Annotated in this window: 23 protein-coding genes and 2 pseudogenes; 4 read left to right on the top strand and 21 right to left on the bottom strand. The window is 45.2% G+C overall.

Features of this window, described 5'->3' with window-relative positions:
• Positions 1-105: 105 nt before the first annotated feature.
• The 3 genes from GJB61_RS03845 to GJB61_RS03835 form a co-directional block, all read right to left on the bottom strand.
• Positions 106-624 (bottom strand): hypothetical protein, encoded by a 519-nt coding sequence (locus GJB61_RS03845; protein ID WP_154117113.1) that lies wholly within the window; start codon positions 622-624, stop codon positions 106-108.
• Entirely contained in the window at positions 602-1,147 is a 546-nt protein-coding gene (locus GJB61_RS03840) for a PadR family transcriptional regulator (protein WP_154117112.1), read from the bottom strand. The genes GJB61_RS03845 and GJB61_RS03840 overlap by 23 nt, the downstream gene beginning before the upstream one ends.
• Positions 1,148-1,407: 260 nt before the next feature.
• Positions 1,408-2,457 carry an NAD(P)-dependent alcohol dehydrogenase gene (locus tag GJB61_RS03835; protein WP_154117111.1) on the bottom strand — a complete coding sequence of 350 codons (1,050 nt, stop codon included), beginning with the start codon at positions 2,455-2,457 and terminating at the stop codon, positions 1,408-1,410.
• Positions 2,458-2,576: 119 nt separating this feature from the next.
• Here GJB61_RS03835 and GJB61_RS03830 point away from each other — a divergent pair, with 119 nt between their 5' ends.
• Entirely contained in the window at positions 2,577-3,005 is a 429-nt protein-coding gene (locus GJB61_RS03830) for a MerR family transcriptional regulator (protein ID WP_154117110.1), read from the top strand.
• Positions 3,006-3,423: 418 nt separating this feature from the next.
• Here GJB61_RS03830 and GJB61_RS03825 read toward each other — a convergent pair whose 3' ends face one another.
• The gene (locus GJB61_RS03825) at positions 3,424-4,131 is read right to left on the bottom strand and encodes a TetR/AcrR family transcriptional regulator (RefSeq protein WP_154117109.1); all 708 of its coding nucleotides are present in this window, start codon (positions 4,129-4,131) and stop codon (positions 3,424-3,426) included.
• Positions 4,132-4,292: 161 nt separating this feature from the next.
• Between GJB61_RS03825 and GJB61_RS03820 the strand changes: the two genes are divergently transcribed.
• A complete protein-coding gene (locus tag GJB61_RS03820; protein WP_154117108.1) occupies positions 4,293-5,765 on the top strand; it encodes a DHA2 family efflux MFS transporter permease subunit in 1,473 nt (490 codons plus the stop codon).
• A 262-nt stretch (positions 5,766-6,027) separates the two neighbouring features.
• On the opposite strand, the pseudogene sigK (GJB61_RS03815) reads toward GJB61_RS03820, so the two are convergent.
• The 9 genes and pseudogenes from sigK (GJB61_RS03815) to GJB61_RS03775 form a co-directional block, all read right to left on the bottom strand.
• Positions 6,028-6,539 (bottom strand): annotated as a pseudogene (gene sigK, locus GJB61_RS03815) (RNA polymerase sporulation sigma factor SigK); the annotation flags it as partial.
• 60 nt (positions 6,540-6,599) lie between these two features.
• Positions 6,600-7,205 (bottom strand): ATPase, encoded by a 606-nt coding sequence (locus tag GJB61_RS03810; RefSeq protein ID WP_154117107.1) that lies wholly within the window; start codon positions 7,203-7,205, stop codon positions 6,600-6,602.
• Positions 7,198-7,377, bottom strand: a complete 180-nt coding sequence (locus tag GJB61_RS03805; protein ID WP_154117106.1) for a hypothetical protein — start codon at positions 7,375-7,377, stop codon at positions 7,198-7,200. The genes GJB61_RS03810 and GJB61_RS03805 overlap by 8 nt, the downstream gene beginning before the upstream one ends.
• Positions 7,378-7,599: 222 nt before the next feature.
• Entirely contained in the window at positions 7,600-8,130 is a 531-nt protein-coding gene (sigK, locus tag GJB61_RS03800; RefSeq protein ID WP_338115658.1) for an RNA polymerase sporulation sigma factor SigK, read from the bottom strand.
• Between the two features lie 87 nt (positions 8,131-8,217).
• Positions 8,218-9,051 (bottom strand): SDR family NAD(P)-dependent oxidoreductase, encoded by an 834-nt coding sequence (locus GJB61_RS03795; protein WP_229521432.1) that lies wholly within the window; start codon positions 9,049-9,051, stop codon positions 8,218-8,220.
• 24 nt (positions 9,052-9,075) lie between these two features.
• Positions 9,076-10,155, bottom strand: coding sequence for an alkene reductase (locus tag GJB61_RS03790; protein ID WP_154117105.1), 1,080 nt, complete (start codon positions 10,153-10,155; stop codon positions 9,076-9,078).
• Between the two features lie 49 nt (positions 10,156-10,204).
• Positions 10,205-10,957: an SDR family NAD(P)-dependent oxidoreductase gene (locus GJB61_RS03785; RefSeq protein ID WP_154117104.1), complete on the bottom strand. Its 753-nt coding sequence runs from the start codon at positions 10,955-10,957 to the stop codon at positions 10,205-10,207.
• 142 nt (positions 10,958-11,099) lie between these two features.
• Positions 11,100-11,879: an SDR family oxidoreductase gene (locus GJB61_RS03780; protein WP_154117103.1), complete on the bottom strand. Its 780-nt coding sequence runs from the start codon at positions 11,877-11,879 to the stop codon at positions 11,100-11,102.
• A gap of 19 nt (positions 11,880-11,898) precedes the next feature.
• The gene (locus GJB61_RS03775; protein ID WP_154117102.1) at positions 11,899-12,900 is read right to left on the bottom strand and encodes an NADP-dependent oxidoreductase; all 1,002 of its coding nucleotides are present in this window, start codon (positions 12,898-12,900) and stop codon (positions 11,899-11,901) included.
• Between the two features lie 145 nt (positions 12,901-13,045).
• Here GJB61_RS03775 and GJB61_RS03770 point away from each other — a divergent pair, with 145 nt between their 5' ends.
• Positions 13,046-13,636, top strand: coding sequence for a TetR/AcrR family transcriptional regulator (locus tag GJB61_RS03770; protein WP_229521431.1), 591 nt, complete (start codon positions 13,046-13,048; stop codon positions 13,634-13,636).
• Between the two features lie 83 nt (positions 13,637-13,719).
• On the opposite strand, the pseudogene GJB61_RS03765 reads toward GJB61_RS03770, so the two are convergent.
• Both GJB61_RS03765 and GJB61_RS03760 read right to left on the bottom strand, forming a co-directional pair.
• A pseudogene (locus GJB61_RS03765) lies at positions 13,720-13,944 on the bottom strand (RNA polymerase subunit sigma-70); the annotation flags it as partial.
• 143 nt (positions 13,945-14,087) lie between these two features.
• Positions 14,088-14,930, bottom strand: coding sequence for an AraC family transcriptional regulator (locus GJB61_RS03760; RefSeq protein WP_195724223.1), 843 nt, complete (start codon positions 14,928-14,930; stop codon positions 14,088-14,090).
• 113 nt (positions 14,931-15,043) lie between these two features.
• Here GJB61_RS03760 and GJB61_RS03755 point away from each other — a divergent pair, with 113 nt between their 5' ends.
• Positions 15,044-17,029 carry a beta-galactosidase gene (locus GJB61_RS03755; protein WP_154117100.1) on the top strand — a complete coding sequence of 662 codons (1,986 nt, stop codon included), beginning with the start codon at positions 15,044-15,046 and terminating at the stop codon, positions 17,027-17,029.
• A gap of 460 nt (positions 17,030-17,489) precedes the next feature.
• On the opposite strand, the gene sigK (GJB61_RS03750) is transcribed toward GJB61_RS03755, so the two are convergent.
• From sigK (GJB61_RS03750) to GJB61_RS03725, 6 genes are all read right to left on the bottom strand, one after another.
• Positions 17,490-18,191 carry an RNA polymerase sporulation sigma factor SigK gene (sigK, locus tag GJB61_RS03750; protein ID WP_154117099.1) on the bottom strand — a complete coding sequence of 234 codons (702 nt, stop codon included), beginning with the start codon at positions 18,189-18,191 and terminating at the stop codon, positions 17,490-17,492.
• Positions 18,192-18,511: 320 nt separating this feature from the next.
• Positions 18,512-19,324 carry a carbohydrate ABC transporter permease gene (locus GJB61_RS03745; RefSeq protein ID WP_154117098.1) on the bottom strand — a complete coding sequence of 271 codons (813 nt, stop codon included), beginning with the start codon at positions 19,322-19,324 and terminating at the stop codon, positions 18,512-18,514.
• Entirely contained in the window at positions 19,321-20,250 is a 930-nt protein-coding gene (locus GJB61_RS03740; RefSeq protein WP_154117097.1) for a carbohydrate ABC transporter permease, read from the bottom strand. The genes GJB61_RS03745 and GJB61_RS03740 overlap by 4 nt, the downstream gene beginning before the upstream one ends.
• A 75-nt stretch (positions 20,251-20,325) precedes the next feature.
• A complete protein-coding gene (locus tag GJB61_RS03735; protein WP_154117096.1) occupies positions 20,326-21,672 on the bottom strand; it encodes an ABC transporter substrate-binding protein in 1,347 nt (448 codons plus the stop codon).
• Between the two features lie 144 nt (positions 21,673-21,816).
• On the bottom strand, positions 21,817-23,550 hold the full coding sequence (locus GJB61_RS03730; RefSeq protein WP_154117095.1) for a cache domain-containing sensor histidine kinase: 1,734 nt from the start codon (positions 23,548-23,550) through the stop codon (positions 21,817-21,819).
• A gap of 2 nt (positions 23,551-23,552) precedes the next feature.
• Positions 23,553-25,097: a response regulator transcription factor gene (locus GJB61_RS03725; RefSeq protein WP_154117094.1), complete on the bottom strand. Its 1,545-nt coding sequence runs from the start codon at positions 25,095-25,097 to the stop codon at positions 23,553-23,555.
• Positions 25,098-25,117: the final 20 nt, after the last annotated feature.

Here is a 25,117-nt window from a genome sequence, read left to right as displayed (position 1 = left end):
GCCGTCCGATATAGTGGATATTGATTCTCTTAGTTCTCCTAAAAACCTCAAATCTAGTAGCATTTATATGCTTAATCACATCTTCCTGTTCAGAAACAATTACTGTTACTGTAGCACTTCCCTTGAATTTGGCTTCCTGTCGTTATTAAATTTATTTTCTATATCTTTAGCGAATTTCTCGCCCTCGTCGGCTAAATGTTTTCTCATAAAGAATCCGCCGAAACCATTTATCCATGCTGCAAAAGCCAGTAGCCGAGATGGAAAGTCCGCTCCAATCGTACAACTAAGTTCGCAAGAGTGGTTATCAATAGGCGTGACCTTCATTTCCCATGGAACTCCAACAATAGCAGGTATCCATCGACATATATAGGCTTCTGTCTTGTCAGAGTAGAAACGCAAATGATCCTCTGTGTGTTCTTTTAATTGATAGTGCTGAACAATCATCTCATTCCCCATATTTTCTACATTCACCATATAGAATTCGCCATCTTCGAAATAACTACCCATTGCCTTGTGACCTTTTGAAAATGATTCATATTCAGCTGGAGTCATCTCCGTTACCCATTTGTACAAATTCACATTTCCAGCTGCAATCTGCAATTTAAATTTCTTTGTCATTCTCATGTTCATTCTCCTTCTTATCTGTAATTTTTCTTGTGAGTCCATCGTGCCAATTCATAATCAATTGATAATATTCTTTGCCAAATTTCAAAGTCGCGTGCTCATATACGCCCATTTCGTGAACGTGCTTCTCTTCTATCAAGGCAAGCTTGTTATATTCACTGGCGACATTGGTTTGAAAGCTGGTAATCAATTGAACAACCTCAAGATCCTCAAGATGTTTATAGAAGAAAAGCTTATTCAAATACTCATAATTAAAAGGGGAAAAAGTACATGGTGTTTTTAACCAACCTATAAATTCACTCTTTCCTTTTTCCGTGATACCATATGATTTTTTGAATCTGCCTTCCTCTACCACCTCTTCATACTTGATAAGCTCCCCCTTTTCCATTTTTTTCAGCATAGGATATATACTTCCGAAGCTGGCATCAATAAAGTTGGAAGTGCTTAACGTCATCTTCTGCTTGATTTCATATCCTGTCATATCCTTTTCGCAGAGGAACCCGAGTATTACATAAATCAACATAAAATCTATTCCCTCTTTCCTGGCATAGTGAATGTTCCTTCTGAAATCAAAAGGAAGCCCACTTCTGTTTACATATATCGAACATTAATATATCTAATTGATATATATTGATTCGATATATAAAATATATAGGTTGACAATCGATTTGTCAACAATAAAAAAAAAAAATCTAAAAGGATGTTATCCCTTTAGATTTCGCCCGTATTATCGAATTTTTTGAGGTTGTGGACACGATACAATGTCAAAAAAGAGGACTTTCCTTATTCATTGCCCATCGTACTGATATCGATTACAAACCGGTAACGGACATCGGAAGCGAGTACACGTTCCCAGGCTTCATCAATCCGGTCGGCAGATATAACCTCGATCTCAGATGCAATATTGTGTTCAGCGCAGAAATCAAGCATTTCCTGCGTTTCACGGATTCCACCAATCATTGATCCGGCAAACGAGCGGCGGTGACCAATCAGCGAGAATACGTTTACTGACAATGGATCAGCGGGCGCACCGACATTGACTAATGTACCATCCAGCGCAAGGAGTGAAAGATAGACATCGATATTAATCTGCGCGCTTACAGTATTTACGATTAGGTCGAACGAACCGGCAAGCTGCTTAAATGTCTCCGGATCGCTAGTCGCATAATAATGGTCCGCTCCTAATTGCAAACCATCTTCCTTCTTCTTCAGTGACTGTGATAAAACAGTAACCTCAGCCCCCATGGCATGAGCAATCTTCACAGCCATGTGTCCAAGGCCACCAAGACCCACCACAGCTACCCTTTTGCCTGGAGCGGCTCCCCAATGGCGCAGCGGTGAATAAGTTGTGATTCCGGCACACAAAAGTGGTGCAGCAGCGTCAAGCGGAATAGCATCTGGAATCCGGACTACGAAGTCTTCTGTTACAACGATGTGGGTGGAGTACCCACCTTGCGTATATTTCCCATATCGGTCGATAGCTCCATAGGTGCCCGTATTTCCATTTAGGCAATACTGTTCCTCTCCTTTATGGCAATTACTGCACTCTCCACAAGAGTCAACCATACAACCTACCCCTACCCGATCACCAACTGAATACTTTGTGACTTCGGAACCGACCTGGCTAACAATTCCGGCGATCTCATGCCCTGGAACGAGTGGATAGTTAACCGGACCCCACTCCCCGCGGGCTGTATGAATATCCGAATGGCAGATCCCAGCGTATTTAATCTCAATAAGAACATCATGCGGCTGAAGATTCCGGCGCTCAATGGTGGTTAGTTTGAACGGACCTTCCTGACTGAATGTAGCGCGTGCATTAACTTTAATCATTGTGTAACCTCTCTTCTAATTAATATGAAAATGTGAAACGTAGCCTTTACAAAACCTATCTTATTACTTAAAGTTAACTCTAAGTCAAGACAAAATACAATTAAGACGGGAGATACAGGATGAAGACATACTCCATCAGTGAAGTTGCAGAATACTTTGACATGACACCACATACCCTGCGTTACTATGACAAGGAAGGTCTTATGCCTTTTATCGAAAGGACCTCCAGCGGAAAACGCGTTTTCAAGGAATCGGATATGGAAGCTTTAAAAGTAATTGAATGCCTTAAGTCATCCGGAATGCCAATTAAGGAAATTAAACATTTTATAGAGTGGTGCTCTGAGGGAGATTCCACCCTGCAGCAAAGATATGACATGTTCCTGGAGCGGAAAGCTTCCGTTGAAGCACAAATGGAGGAATTAAAAAAAACGATGGAAGTCATAGAACATAAATGTTTATATTATAAGACCGCCTTGGATAGCGGTACTGAAGATGTTCCTCTCATTAGAAATGGACTTTCAAAATATAGTAAAGGCGGAGCAGATTGATCTGCCCCGCCCTTCATAAAAAAATAGCTGAATATAACTTGTTTTTCCATACCCCTCATCCATGCCTTTTCCGTCCATGGGACTCATTTTTAACACATGAATATTAAAAAATGTATGTAAAAACAATATTATCCATACTAAAATCTCCAGTGCCTTCGCAATCTCCCGCTGCGTCCGCTCTTCCCCGCCCGTATCCAGCCCAAAATGATTCCCTTACTTGGATTACCACTATTCGGGGGATAGCTAAAAAAAAGCTGATATGTGTGATCTTCAAAATAGCTTGGCACTGGAAGAGCTATACGTTCCTCAACTGGCTGTGGGTGCATTGTGAATGTATTCATCATCATAAAAAAACGGCAGCTGGCTTACGACCAGCTGTCGTTTTTCGTTATGACCTCGCTTATCTAAGCTTGTCACGTTATTCGTAGGAAAGCTTCTCCATGATCAGCTTGTCCAAATAGGCTTCAATGTCAGAATCATTTTCACAAATCCACTTTTCGTAAAAAATCTGGTGCTTCATCGCTTTATAGAAACCCATCAGCGCTTGCTTCAACGTCATATTTTGCATCATCAGCCACTTAGGGTCCAGCAGTTTTCTTATCATTAGATCCATTTGTATTAGATAAATTTGAGTGTTGAAGATGGGATAAAATATACCAAACTCAATGCCGCTGTCGAAGTAGGCGACGAGTTTTTTCTGAAATTGGTCTAAAGCTTGGGCAAGTTTGACGGACAATTGGGGATATGACCCATTTAAATCCTGAAGCAGTATATCCGTTAGGAAGAACGTCTGCTTAATCATCAGCCTAAACACCTTGGCGAAAGATTCGTTGTAAACCTTCAACTCTTCTTCGGACGGCTGCGATATCCTCTCAGGTGACAGCTTTTGGGGAGCTTCCAGCAGGATCAGATTGGAAAGAAATCGCACATATTGTTCAAGCAAACGCCCTACAATTTCATCCTTGGAGTCAAAATATTTATACATGGTTGCCTTGCTGATATCCATACATTTAGCCGCATCTTCCATCTTCATCTGGCTGATGCCCTGTTTTTGGATATAGGGGATCAAACGTACGAGAAGCTTTTCTCGTTTCGAGGACAACGGATCGCAATCTACCTCCGACATTTCCCAACACCTCCTGTGTTACCAATTTCATTATAAAGCAATTCGCTAATAATTTAAACCACATTTACCATTTGAACTTTTTTAGTATAAATCGTTTACTCCGTTTAGAAACTGTGTTATTTTATTTGTAGCCAAATTACGAATAGTTAGGAGAGATTTATATGCCCGCAGATTCCACAATAAGTGAGCCCGCATCAGTCCGTTCACTCATTGCTCCGTTGATCGCAATTATCGTAGGATTGTTCATGGTTATTCTGGACAGCACGGCGGTTAACGTCGCCATTCCGGTTATTTCCGAAGATTTTCAAAGCTCATTGACCCTTATTCAATGGACAATCACTGGTTATGCGCTAGCCCAGGCTTCCGTGATTCCGTTAGCAGGGTGGATGTCCGACCGGTTCGGAGCCAAACAAATTTTTATTATTTCCATCATCTTGTTCGTCGGCAGTTCGATCTTATGTTCGTTCGCGGGCTCGGCTGAAATGTTGATATTCTTCCGAATTTTGCAAGGCTTGGGTGGAGGTATGGTTACTCCGATTGCCTTTGCGATGATCTACAGGATCAGTCCTGCCGATTCGGTAGGCAGAATCATGGGCATCATGGGAGTGCCAGTTCTGCTTGCACCTGCACTTGGTCCGATCGTATCTGGGTATTTAGTCGACTACGTCAGCTGGCGTTGGCTGTTTCTAATCAATATTCCGGTCGGCATCGTTGGGGTTATCTTAGGCATACTGTTTCTGCCGAATCTACCGAAAAAGGCTTTTGCTCCGCTAGATTCCTTAGGATTTATGCTCGCTCCGTTAGCATTCAGTGGCCTTTCATACGGGTTAAGCGAAGGTGGAGAAGGGTGGACTACGGTGAAAACGATCACTGGTCTTACCATAGGTGCAGTCGCTTTGATTCTGTTTGTCATCGTTGAACTCCGGAGCAAGAAGGAGCCATTGCTAGAGCTGAGGGTTTTTCGTTCCAAGCAATTTACCTTTGGGATTCTGGTGCAATGGGTCTTACAACTCGCTTTGTTCGGCATGATTTTCGCTGTCCCGTATTTCATGCAGCGACTTATGGGAATGAGTGCTTTTGAAGCTGGCTTCTGGTCATTGCCCCAGGCCATTGCTTCCGGTATCATGATGCCGATCAGCGGACGTTTGTTCGACCGGATCGGCGCACGGCCTCTGGTTGTCGGCGGCTTAATTCTCATAACGATTGGTGCATATATGCTCTCCATGATCGATCCAAGTGACAGTTCATGGACATTCCTTCTTCCACGCATACTACTCGGGTTGGGTTCGGGCATGTCTTTCCTCGCATTGAATACACACTTGATCCAAACTGCGCCTAAGGAGTTGGTTGGAAGAGTCACCTCACTGACAGGTGCCGCCCAACAAGTGGTTTCATCCTTCGCTATCGCAGGATTGACAACGTTCCTTGTCAGCCGTACCGATCTTTATACGAGCAATGGCGAGGCACCAGTGCCAAATGCGATGACGCATGCATTTCACAACACTTACCAATTACTCGCCATCATTGCAGTGGTTGGGATATTGCTGGCAATCACATTAAAGCGTCCCTCTGCTAAGAATTCAAGCCTTACGCCTGATGAAGCAAACACAACACCTGTGATTATGATGGAGTAGATGTCAGGAAAAGCTTATTGCAAACTGCAAGCGAAATGAACAGGAGGACTGCGGTTTGTGCGGTCTTCCTGTTTTTTTTGTGAAATCGACTTGCCGTAACTTCAGAGAAATACAACTAAAAAAAGCCGTCGACCCATTAGGCAGACGGCGCTTTTGCAAATATTATTAGTTTACGAGAAGACTATCTTTCCTAGTTGAAAAGTAGAAATTGAAGTGTTATCTCATAATTCATCATCATAAAAGTATAGCTTGTTTGGTAACTTCACCGCTTCGCCTTATAAAACTCATGATACAGCTTCATCAGCGCCCGCTTCTCGATCCGCGACACATAACTCCGCGAGATCCCCAGATCCTTCGCAATCTCCCGCTGCGTCCGCTCTTCCCCGCCGGTATCCAGCCCAAACCGTCCAACCACGACTTCCTTCTCCCGATCATCCAAAATATCCAGTTGCGGTAAATCTTACTCTTCTCAATTTTGAGGTCGACTTCTTTAATCACATCGTCGGCTTCGGAGCCTAGGATATCTATAAAGGTGATTTCATTTCCTTCTTTATCCGTTCCAATAGGATCATGTAGAGATACGTCCTTGCGGGTTTTTTTAAGGGAACGAAGATGCATGAGGATTTCATTTTCTATGCAACGGGCAGCAAAAGTAGCCAGCTTTGTACCTTTGTTGGGGCGGTAGCTTTCAATCGCTTTTATCAGTCCGATCGTCCCTATGGAGATTAAATCCTCCATATCTTCACCCGTATTGTCGAATTTTTTGAGGTTGTGGACACGATACGATGTCAAAAAAAAATAAACCAATTAAAATCGAACCCGATTCGAATTGGTTTATTTTCGCTTGTTATATTCAATCTGTAATTTTAGATCGATCATTCGTGCCCATTCAGGCAATTCATTTGAATAATATTTCATCCCACTTTTATCCGCTCCAAGAATAATCTCACCATCTGCTTTACTATTATCAACAACTAACAATTGATCTATTAGTTCTAAGTGAGACAACAGATTATTCATACTTGTTACATTGCGTCTAATAATATCCTCGGTTTCAATATGATGACCACCGTTCTTAACTCGCATAGCAACACGTTCAATATTAAGCCGAACATCCCCTAGCCCCACATAAAACATAATGATTTCGAAACCTTGTTCCTTTGCATCTCGCATCTGTCGAATAACGTTACCACCCGCTAGAGTAGTTTCCACAGTGAAGTCCCACTTATTACGGATACATTCTCTGACTATCCTTATGGCTTCTTTCCCAGCAGATACTTTGCTCTTTTCAGGATGACCAGTATTAATTTTGCGGGCGAGTGCATCCGGATCAATATTCACACTTACTCCAAGTCTGTCAACGATCAAGTTGCGGATCGTGCTCTTGCCGCTTCCATTATTACCAGCAAATACAAACATGGTTGCAGCTGTCTCATTCATGGTTAAGTTCCTGTTCGTTCATTTTTTCAATCACACCCGTGCTATATTCTTTAACAATTTGCCCTTCAGCTGTTTTATATACTATATATGTCCCATTTGCTTTAGCATCCAATTTCGCACGATCACCTGTTAATCGAATCAATTTAGCAAGGTCCTGTGTAAGATTCATCATTTATACAAACACCTCATTTTTTCTTATAGCTCGAGTATACCACAGCATAGCACATTATATATTAGCTTAAGTCTGACTGCAATAAACCAGTAAGCTTGAACAGTTTATTCTCACTATAGCTCGCTATCAAATTTATGACAACAAATCTCGGGGAAGACAAATAGCCTGTAGGATTGAGACATTGATATCTCATCCCTACAGGTTAGTATCCTAAATTCCCAGTTATCTTTTCACCTTATAAAACTCATGATACAACTTCATCAGCGCCCTTTTCTCAATCCGCGACACATAACTCCGCGAGATCCCCAGTTCCTTAGCAATCTCCCGCTGCGTCCGCTCTTCCCCTCCGGTATCCAGCCCAAACCGTCCAACCACGACTTCCTTCTCCCGATCATCCAGAATATCCAGATTGCGATAGATCTTGCTCTTCTCAATCTTGAGATCAACTTCTTTAATCACATCGTCGGCTTCGGAGCCTAGGATATCTATCAGTGTAATTTCATTACCTTCCTTGTCAGTCCCTATCGGATCATGCAGGGATACGTCCTTGCGGGTCTTTTTCAGCGAACGAAGATGCATCAGGATTTCATTTTCTATACAACGGGCTGCAAATGTAGCTAACTTCGTGCCTTTATTCGGACGATAGCTCTCAATCGCCTTGATCAGCCCGATGGTGCCTATGGAGATTAGGTCCTCCATATCTTCTCCAGTGTTATCGAATTTTTTGAGGTTGTGGACACGATACGATGTCACTCTAGATACTTAAAAAAATCAAACTTTATCTCCAAACTGTCAGCGAAGCATACGATATTGGGATTAAAGCAATTCATTATACAACGATCAGGAAATAAATTGCATGATTCCCTTGGGGAAAGTATCCTCTGCCTCTGACCTTTTCTCATATAGATTGTACCAAGCTTCCGCGACTTGATCAGGATCAAAACCTGTACCCTTCTTGATCAAAGGACTAATGGATAAATGACCAACAAATACCCCGAGAGGAAGCAAACGCTCGTGTAAATTAAGGATATAGTTTCGCAACCCTGACATGGCTATACCTGAATTCCCAAACATCGAGCTTGGAATCATTGCTGAAAGATCGCTTGTAAAAAGCAGCGCCCCTTCACCTCGTTCAGTCATTTCTGGAATGACTTGTCTTGCTGAATTAATCGCTCCAATTACAACATTGTTGAAAATTTGAAGTGCGCTCTCATCTGTCGTATCCAGAACAGATGTCGTTGAAACATTTCCACTATGTGGGCTAAATTCCATGACATCTATTGTACCAAATGTATTCTTAATTTCTTGAAAAGCACTGGTAAGCTGCATTTTGTTTGTTATATCAGCAGCAAAACCCTGAGCTTCAATTCCCATCTTGTTTAGCTGCTCAGCATATTGGTCCAACTTCTCCTGTGTTCTTGAAACCATAGCGATACGGAATCCTTGTCTTCCAAAAATCTTGGCCAGTGAGAACCCCAGACCTGGTCCTGTGCCGATTATAACCATTGTTTTCAATTCATATTCCACTTCTATCAAGACAATATTAAGTTCGGCTTTCAAGGTGTTTTTTTCCATAACCCGATGATTTGCAGATAAATTAATGGCGTACAATTTTTCTTGTACGCCATTTTTAAGCATTATTGTCCATTTGTAATATAAATGTCTGTGAAACATTGATTTTTCCGAAACAAACTATACTTAGCCCTTCTGCGATTCCAATTCTTTCAACGTAGGATAATCCGTATAACCTTTGCTTCCACCACCATAAAATGTTGCAGGATCTGCTTCATTTAATGGAGCGCCTGCTTTAAGTCGTTCCACAAAATCCGGGTTAGCCAATGACCATACCCCAATAGGTGCCAGATCAGCAAGACCACTCTCGATATCAACACCAATATTCTCCAGTCCCCGTCCAGCCCGATTGACTAACAACGGATTCGTCCATAAGGAACGAATATCTTGAAGCAATTCATCGTTTCCGAGGTGCATAATATGAAGGTAAGCTAAATTCAAATTTGCTAATTCTTGCGTCAGATAACGATAAAGATCAGGACCTTGTTCACCATCTTGAATCCCACCAAGAGGGGTCCCTGGCGAAATGCGGAAGCCAGTTCTCTCTGCCCCGATCTCGTCAATGATGGCTTTGGCTACTTCAATCGCGAAGCGAGCACGATTTTCTATAGATCCACCATATTCATCCGTCCGTTTATTGGAATTTCCACCGATAAATTGGTTGATTAGATAACCATTTGCTCCATGAATTTCAACGCCATCAGCACCTGCAGCAATAGCAGCGGCCGCAGCTTTACGATAATCTGCAATGGTTACTTGAATCTCTTCTTTACTCAACTCACGTGGTACGGGGATATCCTGCATGCCTGTAGCCGTAAACGTTTCTACTCCTGGTGCAATTGCAGAAGGTGCAACCGGCTGCCGATGATGAGGTGTATTGTCAGGGTGCGACACACGACCGGCATGCATTAATTGAATATAAATATACCCGCCTGCTTCATGCACGGCATCGGTAACCTTCTTCCACCCTTCAACATGCTTTTCCGTATAGATCCCAGGTGTCCTTAAGTAACCTTGACCATCATCTGAAGGTTGTGCTCCTTCACTAATAAGTAATCCCATAGTTGCTCTTTGAGCATAATAAAGGGAAATGAGTTCTCCCGGTGTACCATCTTCCTCAGCTCTGCTGCGTGTCATTGGTGACATCGCTAAGCGATGTGGTAATTCCAGGTTTCCAATTTTCGTTTTACTCCATAATGTTCCCATTCTGATACTCTCCTCCTCTAATGAAGCTACACGGATATATTAATTAAATTTAAAATTCTGAAATTACTGGATAGATTTGACCTCTCAGATTGAAAACATAGTTCTGGTCCACAATACCTACCACTTCGTTGCTATCATAAAGATCCACCATGAAGCCCGCCATTTGTTTGGCAGTGTGGTACTTAGGCATGTTTGCTTTGAAATCAAATTCTTCAGCATCTATGGATTTCTTCACAAATTCCGTTTCGGTTATTGCAGGTGCTAAAACTTTCGCCTTTATTTTCGCACCTTTAAGCTCTAGTTCTTTTGCGAGCCCTTCGGTGAAGGCACTAACATAATATTTAGATGCAGAATAAGCAACACTCCCAACAGCGATGGCATATCCGAGTGCGGATGATACGTTAATTAACTGAGTTCCTTCTACATCAGCATAATCTCGCACAAATAGTGTAGAAAGGATCGTCAAGGATTCGATGTTAACACGTAACATAGTTTCAACTTTATCTAAATTCTGTTCTGCTATAAAAGAAGCTTCACCAAGCCCGGCATTGTTAATCCAGGTCTCAATTTGGTATTCCTTCAGGGTGTTATACAGTGTGTAAGCCTGTTCTGTAACAGACAGGTCACTTGAACGAACAATAACATTTACATTAGGATCAATATCCTTAATGGTTGATTTAAGCTCTTCTAATTTGTCTGTTCTTCTAGCTACCAAAATTAAGTTTTTGCCACGGGCAGCAAACGCCAACGCAGCCTCATATCCTATACCTGAGCTTGCTCCTGTGATCACTGTGTACTTCATCGCTATTCTCTCCCTTTTTCTATAAGTATTGTAATTAAGATAATTTGAGAATGATCATTCTAATTAAATCAAAAAAAATACACTGTTAGATCTAACTTGCATTAGTATACCAAAACTAGAACGATCGGTAAAGAATTAATTATTAACTTTGTTCTTTAAGAATTATTTGACCCCAGGTATGCGTGATGAAATCCGGGGCGAACTTCATTGAAAAGCGCATAACTTTGGCAAAACCTGCGTTTACTCGTAGTTTGTTTTTTTCCATCCCTTTAATACCAGCATTAACAAGCTTCGCTAATGGCAAAGAGATCATCTTATTCAGGAACCCTTCATCATACGTGTCTGTGAGATTGGTTTCAGAAATAACGGGTGGGCAAAGTTCCATCACATGAATATTTTTTCCTTTGGCACGGATTTGCTCGCGTAATGCATCACTGAACATGTGGACTCCAGCCTTCGTTGCAGAATAAGTCGGTGCGTTAGCAACTGTAATATTAGCAAGCAGTGAGCTGACATTAACAATCATTGCCTCCTGTTGCTTGGCTAACAGTGGCAACAAAGCCTTAGTGACATAGATGGTGCCGTTTAAGTTTGTGGTGATTTCTGCTGCAAGGTACTCATAGGTAATATTTTCATCAAATAAGTCAAATTCGTGCATTATACCAGCATTATTAAAAACAATATCCAGTTTCGGATAGTGTATAGCGAGTTCTTTGGCAAGCTGCTGAACGCTTGAGGGATCACTAACATCTGCCGCCATTCCAATGAGTCCCGGATTGTTCTTTACTGCCTGGTCGATGCGTTGTTGTGAACGCCCCGTAATGATCACGGTATTTCCCATCTCAAGAAAACGTTTGGCAAAAGCAAATCCAATCCCGGATGTCCCGCCTGTCACCAAGATCGTTCTATTTACTAATTTCATTCTTCATCATCTGCTCCCTTTAAAATTGGATAATGACTTTTCCTTTGGGATGACCTGTTGCAACAAAATTCAGTGCTTCGTTAATATCTTCAATGTGGAATTCTGTCGGGTCCACCGCTGGTACAATCCCATTATCTTCAATGATCTTCGTAATTTTTTTTAACTGTTCGCCATCACTGCGCACAAAAATAAAATGATATTGAATTCTCTTTTTCTTCGCTTTGTAATCATACTTAGCCCCGGCAATGGTGAAGAGCTTTTGCTTCCAGCCTGATAAGCCTATATCTTCGGCAAAACGTTTGTTAGGACCAGTACGTAGAGAAAGAAGGACGCCGCCTGCTTTAATAATTGCAAGTTCATGATCAAATTCGCTTGGTCCCAAGGTATCCATCACATAATCTAAATCACGAAGTTGTTCCCAGTAGTTCTCTGTCGTGTAATCAATATATTGGTCAGCACCAGCCGCTATCGTCCGTTCACGTGCTTGCGGATTTCCGCTAACAATGACCTTAAGCCCCATGCTTTTGGCGATAGGAATGGCCATTTGGCCAAATGAACCCGAACCTCCAGGAATAAACACGCTTTCGCCAGCTTTAGCAGCTAATTGTTCATGTAACCCTTGATAGGCAGTCAATCCTGTTAATGACGCAGCAGCACCAGTCACAAAATCCAGATTAGCAGGTAAGTGCCCGATAGCATCTGCACTAATCGCCGCGTACTCAGCAAAAGCACCGATTTTGTGTAGTGGCAGGCGTGAATAAATGGCATCACCAACTTTAAATTCATGGACGTTCTTACCGACCTTCTCAATAACACCCGTCAGCTCGTTACCGAGTACCAGCGGAAACTCATAATCCTGGATCAGCTTCACACTTCCGGTAGCGATAAGCAATTCCAAATGATTAACCGCTGCTGCCTTCACCTTGACCAAGACTTCGTTATCATTTATTTCCGGGATTGGAATATCGTTGACATCTACTTTGAACTTTTTTGAATATTTGGTGATCTGTGCTGCTTTCATAATTAATGGCCTCCTTTGCACTGAATAATAAGTAACATTTATCGGTTTTTGTAACTTACACAACAATCATAATACCCTAGGTTACAAAAGTAAACAATTGTTACTCACTATTGTATATGCTAAAATACAGGCAGGTGTATAAACGATGATTAAGGAATTTATTGAAGAAGAAAGGGTTGGCAACAAGATGGCTAAAATCACACAAGAGCTCATTATTGAAACAGCCGAGGCATTAATGGAGCGTACGGAAAAATCCGAAGTGACGCTCTCCCAAATTGCAGATGAATTAGGTATCACCCACGCAGCGCTCTATAAACACTTTAAAAATAAGCAAGAGCTCTGGGCAGCCGTCTCTAAGAGCTGGTTCAACCGGATGATTTCAGAACAAATCCAAATAGAAATGACTAACTCGGCTAATCCAAAGGAATTACTCCACGATTGGCTCTGGGCATTTGCTAATGCCAAAAAACGCGCCTATAACGAGAATCCCAAGATGTTTGCCTTGAATACGCAATACGTGGACAGCAATCCACTCGTATTACGTGACGTTCTCTGGGATTCCTACCAAATTATTGACGGCATCATGGATTATCACGATCCCCGCTTCGCAAGGGCAGAGGCGATTCTCTCCGCGTTTGCAGTGTTTAGTCTCCCCTCTTTTAAAGATTCATGGAATTTCCCGGACTACCAGGACAGGTTTGAGCGTATCTGGCGTTTAATCAAACAGGGGCTTTGAATCCAAATCCCTCTAGTTGGATTCAAAGAAAACCGCAAAAGAACTCTATCTACTAAAACCAAGAATGTCAAAACTGTATTGTAGCTTCGGGGAATTCCAGCTTCGACTTCTTTGATCACATCGTCGGCTTCAGAGCCAAGAATATCTATAAGTGTAATTTCATTACCTTCCTTGTCGGTCCCAATAGGATCATGCAGGAATACGTCCTTGCGGGTCTTCTTCAAAGATCTAAGGTGCATGAGGATTTCATTTTCGATACAACGGGCAGCAAAATTCGCAAGCTTCGTGCCCTTATTAGGGCGGTAGCTCCAGGTACTTAAAAAAATCAAACTTTATCTCTGAACTGTCAGCGAAGCATACGATTTTGGGATTAAGTATACATTGAGAACTATTCAAACCAGTAAAAGAGTTCAATCTGCTTCTCCCCGAACGCACTTGGACAGTACATATATTAAGATTTCTGGTAACTGCGGCGGAAGGCACCGGGTGTGAGCCGTTCCAGCTTCTTGAAGATTGCTCCATAATAGCTGGCAGATTCGAAGCCGACTTGATGAGCAATATCCTGCATCCCGCGCTGCACATTGTCGAGCAGCAGTTCCTTGCTCTTGTTGACCCTTACCTGATTGACATAGCTGATGGGACGAATGCCTGTCATCTTCTTGAACAAATGGCAGAAGTATTCCGGTGTGACGCACATCAATCCGGCGAGCGTCTGCAAAGTAATCTCTTCGGCATAATGCTGGTCAATATAGTCTAGGACCGGCTTTAACCGCTCATACTGCTGCCCGACAGTATCGCTGCCCTCAACAGAGATGCGCTGAATAATCTCCGTCAATAAGGTATAGAGGATGGCGGAGCAAGCGTAATTGCTTAACGTTTGCCCTTGCGGCGTAAGGGCAGCCTTCAGCAGTTCCTTCATCCCGGGTAGAAGGTATTCGGGCGATGCGAGCGTGAATACGCATGTGTCTACAATGCCGACTGTTTCAAACAAGCCTGCTGACCCGCTGCCATCGAAAATGATCCAGTCGACTTTCCAGCTCCCCGATAAAGCATAGTATTCGTGCTGCTGGCCGGGGAACAGCAGCATACCCATGCCTTGCTTGACGATATGCTCCGTTCCACTTAGCTTGAGTTTGCCCTCGCCACTGCGGCATTGAATCCACTGATAATCCTGAATGCCCGGGTCTCGGTATATATGCTCCTGTTCATGATGCAGACCAATCCCTAGCAAATAAAATGGGAGCAGCTTGTCTCGGGCGGATAGTACCGGAAAAGCGTGATTTGGATGAGACATGCGATCAACTCCTGTTATCTTAATATTATTATGTCGCATTAAATATTTAAGATATTCACTCCAATTAATATAGCATATAATCGCAATATATTGATGAACAAAGGAGCTTAAGGATGACGATTAAGATTGGAATTGATTATTATCCAGAGCAATGGACTCCCGAGCAATGGGAGAAGGATGCAGCGCTTATGCAAGAGACAGGTGTTGCTGTTGTGCGAATGGCGGAGTTCGCCTGGAGCAGAATGGAACCGACCGAGGGTGATTATCGGTTTGAATGGTTGGATGCGGCTATAGAAGTATTCGCCACACGCGATATGGCGATCGTGTTATGTACACCTAGCAATACCCCGCCGAACTGGATGACAACCCGTTATCCGGATATGCTGCCAATGGATGAGCAACGTCAAATCATCCGGCCGGGTGTGCGTGGACATCGTTGCAACAACAGCTATTCCTTAAGAATGCTGGGATCCAAATTTGTGGAAGCGATGTCACAGCGCTATGCGAAGCATCCCTCCGTCATTGGCTGGCAAATCGATAACGAGATGCACTACCAGGAATGCCATTGCGATACGTGCAATCGTGCATTTGTCACTTGGCTGAAGAAGCGTTATTCCAGTCTGGAAGAGTTGAACCGGGAGTGGGGCACGGTTGTCTGGAGCGGGGAGTACAGCAGCTGGGCCGAGGTAACGACACCGCTCGGTTCCAGTAAGCCGATGAATCCTTCCTATCTTCTGGAGTACAAGCGGTTCTGCTCGGACAGCGTAGGCTATCTGCTGGGATGGCAGCTTGATATTCTGCGCAGCAACTGTCCGGGCCAATTCGTGACGCATAACATGTGGCAATACCCGAATAGCCTGGACTATTATGATCTCTACAAAGAGCTGGACTTCGTCTCTGTCGATTATTATCCGAATGAGCTGTATCGCGATTATGGCGACCGGTTCCCGAGGAACGGAGCGTTGACGCTGGACTTGGTTCGAGGCATCAAGCGTCGCAATTTCTGGGTAATGGAGCAGCTGAGCGGAGCGCAGGGCGCCTGGATGCCTATCCAGCGCACCCCTTATCCCGGACTGATCCGGGCCCGTTCCTGGCAGACAATCGCCCGCGGTGCCGACATGGTCGTCCATTTCCGCTGGCGGAGTGCTGCCGTCGGAGCCGAACAGTTCTGGCTTGGACTTATCGACCACAGCAATGTTCCTGGACGCAGGTTCAGGGAGTTCGCGGAGCTTACTCGCGAGGTGAACCGACTAGGAGAACTGCTGGCCGGCTCGACAATCGTTAACCAGGTTGCGATTTTGCACTCACATGATCAACACACGGCGCTTTCCCTTCAGCCGCAAGCAGAGGGGGGAATGCACTATATAGACAACTTGTCCTCTATGCACAATGCATTTCTGAAAATGGGTGTCGGTACGGACGTTATCAACTGGACCGAGGCGCTCGATGGCTACAAGCTGGTCATTGTCCCTTCCCTCTTTCTGTTAAATGAAGCAGCAGCACAGCGGCTGGAGCGATTCGCAGCCAGGGGCGGCACGGTCGTCCTCACCAATCGGACAGGCGTGAAGAACATGAGGAATGTATGTGAGATGCTGCCTCTGCCGGGGCTGCTGGCGGAAGCGGCGGGGGTTGTCGTTAGTGAGTATGATGCAATCGGCAACAGCGAGCATCGGATTCGAAACGCGGAGGGCCAGACATTCGCTGCGAAGCAATGGAGCGATCTGCTGGAACTGCGGGGAGCAGAACCGATTGCCTGGTATGACAACGACTTTTACGAGGGTGTGCCGGCAGTTACCGTCAATAAGCTTGGTGACGGTGAAGTGTATTATATCGGCACTTGGCCGGAGCCATCGTATTTCTATCAGCTGTTCGAAGGAATAGTGAAGGAAAAGGACTTAGCACCCAAGCTCCAGCTGCCGGAAGGTGTCGAGCTGTCGATTCGAACGAAGGGTGAGGAAAGCTTCCTGTTCCTGATCAATTTGACGAATGAGCAACGAGAGGTTACGCTTGACGCTCCCTATCGCAGCTTGTTGACGAGCAAGAGATCGGAGCAGAAGATGATATTGCCATCTCTGGGAGTAGAAATTCTTACTTTATAGAATCAGCGGCTTGTATCTTTGCGAGGGGCTGTCTCACAAGGTTGAATACCTTGAGGGACAGCCCTTTACCGCACTATTTTGAAAACGATTTCACTATTGGTGATCATTTGCCACAAACTATTAAGCAAGACAAGATAAGAATCGCCATGTTTTTCACCTTGCGCACCAGATATTAATTATAGGATAAGAACCCTTTTTTCCCTTTATTATGATTCGAAATACGGGGTTCTTATCTTGAGGTACTCATATATCTTTATAATAAGTTATTTGTCTCTGATATGGCTTGTGATTTTTTCCATGCTTTTCATAAGTATGTAGCAGTTGATTATGGAGATCATAAACATCTTTATATGTCATATCAATGCTCCTTTGATAATAACTTTATGAACAAAAGCGACTCATCCGCAGACGAGTCGCTTCCTATACCCTGTTTTTCGGTACTATTTTGCAGCTTAAACTTTCACCGCTTTGCCTTATAAAACTCATGATACAGCTTCATCAGCGCCCGCTTCTCAATCCGTGACACATAGCTCCGGCTGATGCCAAGCTCCTTAGCAATCTCCCGCTGCGTCCGCTCTTCCCCTCCGGTATCCAGCCCAAACCGTCCAACCACGACTTCCTTCTCCCGATCATCCAGAATATCCAGATTGCGATAGATCTTGCTCTTCTCAATCTTGAGATCAACTTCTTTAATCACATCGTCGGCTTCGGAGCCTAGGATATCTATCAGTGTAATTTCATTACCTTCCTTGTCAGTCCCTATCGGATCATGCAGGGATACGTCCTTGCGGGTCTTTTTCAGCGAACGAAGATGCATCAGGATTTCATTTTCTATACAACGGGCTGCAAATGTAGCTAACTTCGTGCCTTTATTCGGACGATAGCTCTCAATCGCCTTGATCAGCCCGATGGTGCCTATGGAGATTAGGTCCTCCATATCTTCACCAGTATTATCGAATTTTTTGACGATATGAGCAACGAGTCTCAAGTTATGTTCAATCAGCAAATTCCGTGCTTTAGCATCACCTTCAGCCATCATGCCTAAGTATTTGCTTTCCTCCTGCTCCGAAAGCGGTTGTGGAAATGCGTTGTTTCTTACGTACGATACCAGCAACGTCAGTTCTTTGATCAGCAGCGCAATCGTGCTTATGATTCCTGGCAACTTGGCGACACCTCCCGCACTTGTACAATGAAACCGATCTGCAATGAGAACTACGGGTTCATGGTCTCTTTATTATATGTGGGTAAATGCCTAGAAGTGCACGTACAGTGAAAAGAGAAACACAAATAACTCAAATAGCTGCATCATCGATTATAAGGATCAATGGTAAAATACAACACGAAGATATACATAACCGTAACAATCCTATCTGTCTTTAATAAAAACAAGAGCAGAACCTCTTCAGGGTTCTGCTCTTGTTTTTATGTGAAAGCTACAGACTGAGCTGTAGCAATCAATTATGACTGCAGCGTTCGTGAAAATTAGCCTTTGACAGCTCCGCCTGTGAGTCCTCTAACCAATGTTTTGGAGCCGAACAGGAAAAGGATAATCAGCGGCAACGTGCCGAGGGTAAGACCAAGAATACTTGCTGAATAGTCCGTGCGGAAGACTGTGGACAGATTCGCAATCCCTAGCGGAAGCGTGTATAGCTCCGGCTTGTTGATCGTTACGAGCGGCAACAGGTAACCGTTCCAGGAGCCGAGGAAGGAGATCAGCCCCAGCGTGCTGATGGCCGGCATCAGGAATGGAATGACGATCCTGATGAGAATCCCCGGCTCCGAGCAGCCGTCAATCCGCGCGCTTTCGATGACCTCTGTCGGAACCGATGAGCGGATGAACTGGGTCATGAAGAAGACGCCAAAGGCATTGTTCAGTCCGGCCAGAATCAGTGGAGCGTGCGTGTTATTGAGGTGGAACCACTTCATTTCCATGACATAGGCGATCAGGCCCAGATGTCCGGGGATCATCATCGTCAGTAGAATGAAGCCATAGAGGGCAGTCTTTCCCTTGAAATCATATTTGGCAAAAGCGAAGCCGGTAATCGAAGCAACGCCAACCGTTACCAGGGTGAATAATACGGCCACATAGAAGCTGTTCCAATAATTGCGGAGGAAGCTGGCCGACATAATCGTCTTCAGGTTCTCCAGCAAATAGTTGCTTGGCAGAATCGGAAGCTGCTTGAACAGGTCTTCGGAATAATAGGTTCCCATCACAATCATCATATAGAAAGGGAATAGGAAGGCGATGGCTATCAGGCTGAGCAGCAGAACGGTAAAGAATTTTTTCGCTCTCATTTATCGTCACCGTCCCTGTTGATCCATTTCATGCCAAAGACCGAGAACAAGGCGATGAACAGGAAGGTTCCATAAGCAATTGCCGCCCCTTTGCCATATTTGAACGCACTGCCGTTGAAGGAAGCATCGAACATATACCAGATCGGCGTAAAGGTAGAGCCGTCCGGTCCACCTACCATACTGGAGCCGGAAGCCCAGCCGCTGAACAACAGCATCGGTTCTTCCACAAGCTGCAGGCCGCTAATGATGGAGGTGATAATTAAGAACAGATTGATCGGCTTCAGCAGTGGAATGGTGATGCGCAGGAACACATTTTTGGACGAAGCGCCGTCGATCACCGCAGCCTCGTAGATCGAGGTGTCAATGCTGGCCATCCCTGCGGTATAGAACATCACGAAGTAGCCGAGATTCTTCCAGAACACCATCAGAATAACTACCCAGCGGGAGGAAGTGGCGGTGCCCAGCCAATTGATCTTTTCATGAATAATGCCCAGTTCCATCAGCAGATTGTTGAAGAACCCGCCTTGCCAGTCGAACAGCAGTGAGAAGATTATTCCGACCGCGACCGGAGTCGTCATATAGGCACTGAATACGCTGAGGCGGAAAAAGGTTTTTCGGCGAATCAGTTTGCTCTCGATGAGACTAGCGATCAGCATGCCCATAAGAACAAGAGCCGGAAGGTATACCGCCATAAAGATGATGACATTGAGCAGGGATTTCCAGAAGAATGCGTCATGGAAAAACAACTGTGTGTAATTGCCGAGTCCGATGAAATTTCGATTGCCGTACAAATCCCAGTCCGTAAGGCTGATGTAAAGGGTGAAGAGGATCGGGAACAAACTCAGTACTGCGTAGGATAAGAAATAAGGGGTGATGAACAGATACGGCCATTTATTTTTAGTACTGATTCCTTTCGCTTTCTGCATGATCTTTCACTTCCTATCCGTTAAAACGGCAGCCTGTTCTTTCGAGCGGGCCGCCGCTTTTTATATAGTATTTTTTTATTCGAAAGTCAGTTCAGGGTGATTTTTCTTCAGCTGTTCTTCCCATTTCTCCAGCGCCTGCTTGGCGTCAAAGCTATTGTCTTGCGCCATGACCTGCAGCACCAGCTCAGAAGAGCTGTAAATATCCTGGTCGTATTTGGTAACCGCTTTGGACTTCATGTTTGGGAATACCTTCTCTACCCAGAACTTTCCGAGGTCCTGTCCGCCAAAATATTCATCCGCCCCAGAAGATAACTTGGAGGTATCCTTAAAGAAGGATTTCAGCGGCAAAATGTAGTCGGAGGTGGCAAAGTTAGCTTCAGCGCCTTCGTCAGTGCCTAACAGCCAGTTGAGATACGCCCAGGCTGCATCCTTGTTTTTGCTGTCTTTCCAAATGCCGATTGTCGTACCGCCATATGGATATCCGCCTTCCGGAGGCACCATCAGGCCCCAGCGGCCAGTGCTGGCTTTGTCGTTGGGCTTAATTACGAATTCTGGCGACCAGTTCGCCGCCGGATAGAAGATGACATTGTCTTGCGAGTACGAGGCATTCCAGGTTGGCGACCACATCGCCAGTTTGCCCTCACCGTTATTGTCGCGGATGGACTGCAGTTGAGTAAATATCCGCAGCACCTCACCGGTGTTCACTTTGGTTCCGTCAACAATCGCGGTTGTACCCTGGTTGGAGAAGATGACGTAGGCATCCATCAGACTTCCCAGCATGAACGTTTTACCGCCACTTTTGTCGTATACTTCTTTGCCTTTAGCAATAAAGGTATCCCAATCGGTGAACATTGCTGTTAATTTATCGGGATCATCTGTTCCAAAGTACTGTTTAGCCAGGTCACGTTTATAGGCCAGTGCGCCAGGTGAGCCGGATTGTTCCAGACCGACAAGTTCGCCCTTGCTGTTCGTCAGCAGCGGAAGCTCGAAATCGAGCAGATTGGACGTATCAAAATTGTACGGTTCTTCCGACAAGCTTTGCAGTACGTTCAGCTCATATAGAGCGCCGCGGAAAGCCGCTTCCCCCCAGATAATATCAGGCAACTCGGTGCCGGAGGCGATGGAGGTCTGAATTTTTTTCAAATAATCCCCCGCCGATACTTCAACGAACTCCAGCTTGATGTTCGGGAACTTCTCGTTAAACTTCGCTGCGGTACCCTCGAACCAGGCTTTGTCCCAGCCCCATACCGTCAATTTACCGGAAGCGTTTGCAGGATCGCTTGTGCTGTTTGCACTATTTGCCCCCTCGGAAGCGCCGTTGCCGCTATTGTTTCCGTTACCGCATCCGGCAAGCACCAAGGTGAAGCATAATGTCAGAACAAGCACGATAACCGATGCTTTTTTACTAAATAGATTGCGCAAATCAATGTCCCCCTTGCATCTGTAGTGACAGTCGGCGGTTTCTGTAATACTCTTCCGTCCGTCTGTATAGTAGTACTATAAGCTTGATGGCATCGCTGGACAACGAGACGATCCGATAGTTTTGTATAAATTATGATAGTGCTTTCACTCAGGGGAATGCTGCCGTGATGGCAGGAGAACGGATACCTTCGTGCCTCCCTGCTCGCTTGAGCGGATGACCAGGCGGCCTTCCTGACCGTACAAATACTCGATTCTTTCCCGGATATTCCACAGGCCAATCTGTTTCATGGCACCCGAAGGAAGGCGTGCCGGCGGCAGAGCTCCGTTCATAATAGCTAGGGCCTTGGCCTGGCTCATACCGCAGCCGTCATCCCTCACTGAAATTAACAGCCGTCCGCTACGCTTTCGGATTATAATTTCAATGCGTCCGACAGACTCCTTCTCTGAAAATCCATGAAAAATGGAGTTTTCCACCAGCGGTTGAATCAGGCTTTTTGGAATATAGTCGCCCAAAGCCTTCTCTTCCACATTCCAGACCAGCTCGAACCTGTCCGCATATCTGTATTTCTGAATGCGTACGAAGTGATCAATAATATTCATCTCCTGCTCCACCGTGACATACAGACCGGCATCGCCGATATTGACAGCATCATGCAGAATGCTGATAAAGGATTCAATCATTTCTTCGATGGCTGTATAATTCTTTTTTCGGGCCAGATAAACAACGGTGTTCAGTGTATTGTAGATAAAATGGGGATTGATCTGTGCAAACAGCAGCTCCGCAGACATTTTGCGTTTCCAGCGTTCCTGCTCTACCTTTTCGCTCATCTGCCGCTCAATATCGCCAAGCATCATTTCAAAGCCGTTCTTCAACACGGAGAGCTCGTCGTTACTGCGGAAAGACAGATGAACGTTATAATTGCCCATGGATACCTGTTTCATCGCTTTGGTCATCTGCAGAATCGGGCGGATAATGCTGGAGATAATCGGAAGAAACAACAGGAAGCAGAGCATGAGGCATAATGCGAGGAAGATGGCCCAGTAGCGCACAATATAGCCAACCCACTCGTAGAACCGGTCATTGGAGGTAAAAGTGAAGATGGACCACTGTGATTTATCCAAGGCACTAGTCAGATAATAGCCTTTGTCACGCTTGATCACCTGAATGTCCGGTCCGCTTATCGTCAGCATTTGCGCTGCTGGAGGATCTGCCGCGATGCCCTGCTGATATAGTAATGAATGGTCCTCCCCGATCCAGGCCACCTGGTCAAAGGACTGGCCCAAATACTGAAACAGGCTCTCGAACGCTGCATAATCGATGTTCAGCAGCAGTACACCGCCATACTGGGAATCGAAACGGATAAAGAAGCTCACGACCTTTTTGCTGCCGCCATCCAGAATGGTGTGGGGGGCTGTAAACCCGCTTTTGCTGTTGCTGTTCAGCGCATTCTGGTACCATTCCTCCTGAAGCAACTGCTCAAAGTATGGATCGAGATACAGCGAAGACCAGAAAACCTTGCCATCTGAGCGGACAATGGCCGAGCTTTCAAGATAGTCACGCAGCACATTGAATTTGGTTAGTTGGGTAACCACATCCCGGTAAGCGCTGAGCTCGTCATAGGTCGAGGGATATTGCAGCCGTTCTGCAAACTGCTGAAGCAGCTCATCGTTGACCATATTGGCCGCATATTTCTGCACATCATCAATCAGGTGGTTCATCTGATTCGTGGTCTGCTCCAAATGAATAGTGTCTTCACGCAGCGCTTGGGTTTCCAGAATGGAAGAGAACTGCTCATACGCCAGTGCACTGATGGCCGTGACAGATAGAGTGACAATAAGGATGACGCTGCCAAGAATTTTGTTTTTTATTTTGTGCATAGCTATTCGCCTCCCTTCTGCTGCAGGAAGTCCTTGGGTTGCATGCCGGTGGTTTTTTTGAATACCTGGCTGAAATATTGGCTAGTTTTGTATCCTACCTTCTCCGATACCTCGTATATCTTGAATTCACCGGTCTGCAGGAGTTGCTTAGCCAGCGCGATCCTGTATTCCGTCGTGTAGTCCAGCAGGGACTGACCCGTCTCCCGCTTGAAGGTGGTGCGCAAATGAATGCTGCTGATCTGCAGATGCCCTGCGACAGTCTCCAGAGACAGGTCGGGATCGGCATAATTGCCCGCAACATAATCCATTGCTCTATTCACCCAGCGGGAATAATTATTCCTGGGCTGCTGCCGCTGCAAACGGTCTTCCAGAATTCGGTATAGACTGCTTACAATCTGCCGTGCGTCCTGGCCAAGCTCTAGATCGGTGCAGAAACTTCCGTCCTTGCGACATTCGACGCTGACCTCACCAATGACTGCGCGCAAATCTCCCAGACGGGCCTGGGTGGTAACTTTCTCCAAGCTGACTTTTAGCCTGTCCAGTTTACTCTTCTCGGGGGACAATAAATACTGTCTGACTTCATTGGCAATAACGGAAGCGCCTCCAGTAGAAGGAGCCTGTTCCAGCAGAAATAATGCACCAGGCGGCAGAAATATTGAATAATCATACGCCTGTCTGATAGCCACATATCTACGGTCCGGCAATTCTGCGCCACCGCCTGCAGAAATAATTATCCGGGGAAGGACACCCTCACAATACGTATCCAGACCTTCTATCACTTGGGCCGCGATCTGCCGCAAGTTATAATGCTGGAGCAATAGACTGCTTGAAGAGGACAGCTTCAGCAGCACGATGTAGCCGCCTTCATCCATCTCCAAAATATGAATATCCTCCATATCCTTTGACTGGAGGCGGATTTCTTCTTCGATGTTCTTCCACACGGAGGATACCGGCCAGCGTTTGTTCCTGCGGCTACCGTCCAGCAAAATTGCAGCATCCAGCTCAAAATACAGCAGTGCAGGCTGACCCTGCTGATGTTCTGCAACGAGACGACGCAGCCGGGATTCCTGATTTCCCGGAAGGGCCTGATACTTGCCCTCCAGCATATCTTTAAGCAAAATATGGAGCGCGTGTCCATGTCCTTCTTCCTCGGCTGCTTCTGCTGCCAAGCCTTCTTTAAGCAGATTCAGCTGTTCGAGCAGACGGTTGCGGCTGATTTCGTGCTTAAGCAGATAATGAGCCGCACGCATTTCCAGCGCCTGACGGGCATAATCGAAATCCCGGTAAGCAGTCAGAAAGATCAGCCGGGTTTTGGGGGCAAGCTTGACCACAAGCCGGCCCAGCTCCAGCCCATCCATAGGCGACATAGAAATGTCGGTGATGACTATCTGCGGCTGTAATTCTTCGAACATCTGCAGCGCTATTCGTCCACTGGTTGCCTTTGCGACTACTTGAAATCCGTTCTCTGTCCATGGAACCATCTGGTAAACATTATCGAGTGCAAGCGGTTCATCATCCACAAGCATGACCGAAATTAATGAATTCATTGTAGATTCCCCTCCGTTCC

This window comes from Paenibacillus monticola (genome assembly GCF_009664975.1).
GTDB lineage: Bacteria > Bacillota > Bacilli > Paenibacillales > Paenibacillaceae > Paenibacillus_AQ > Paenibacillus_AQ monticola.
The sequence above is the reverse complement of the archived record's forward strand: the minus strand, read 5'-3'. Positions and strand labels throughout refer to the sequence as shown.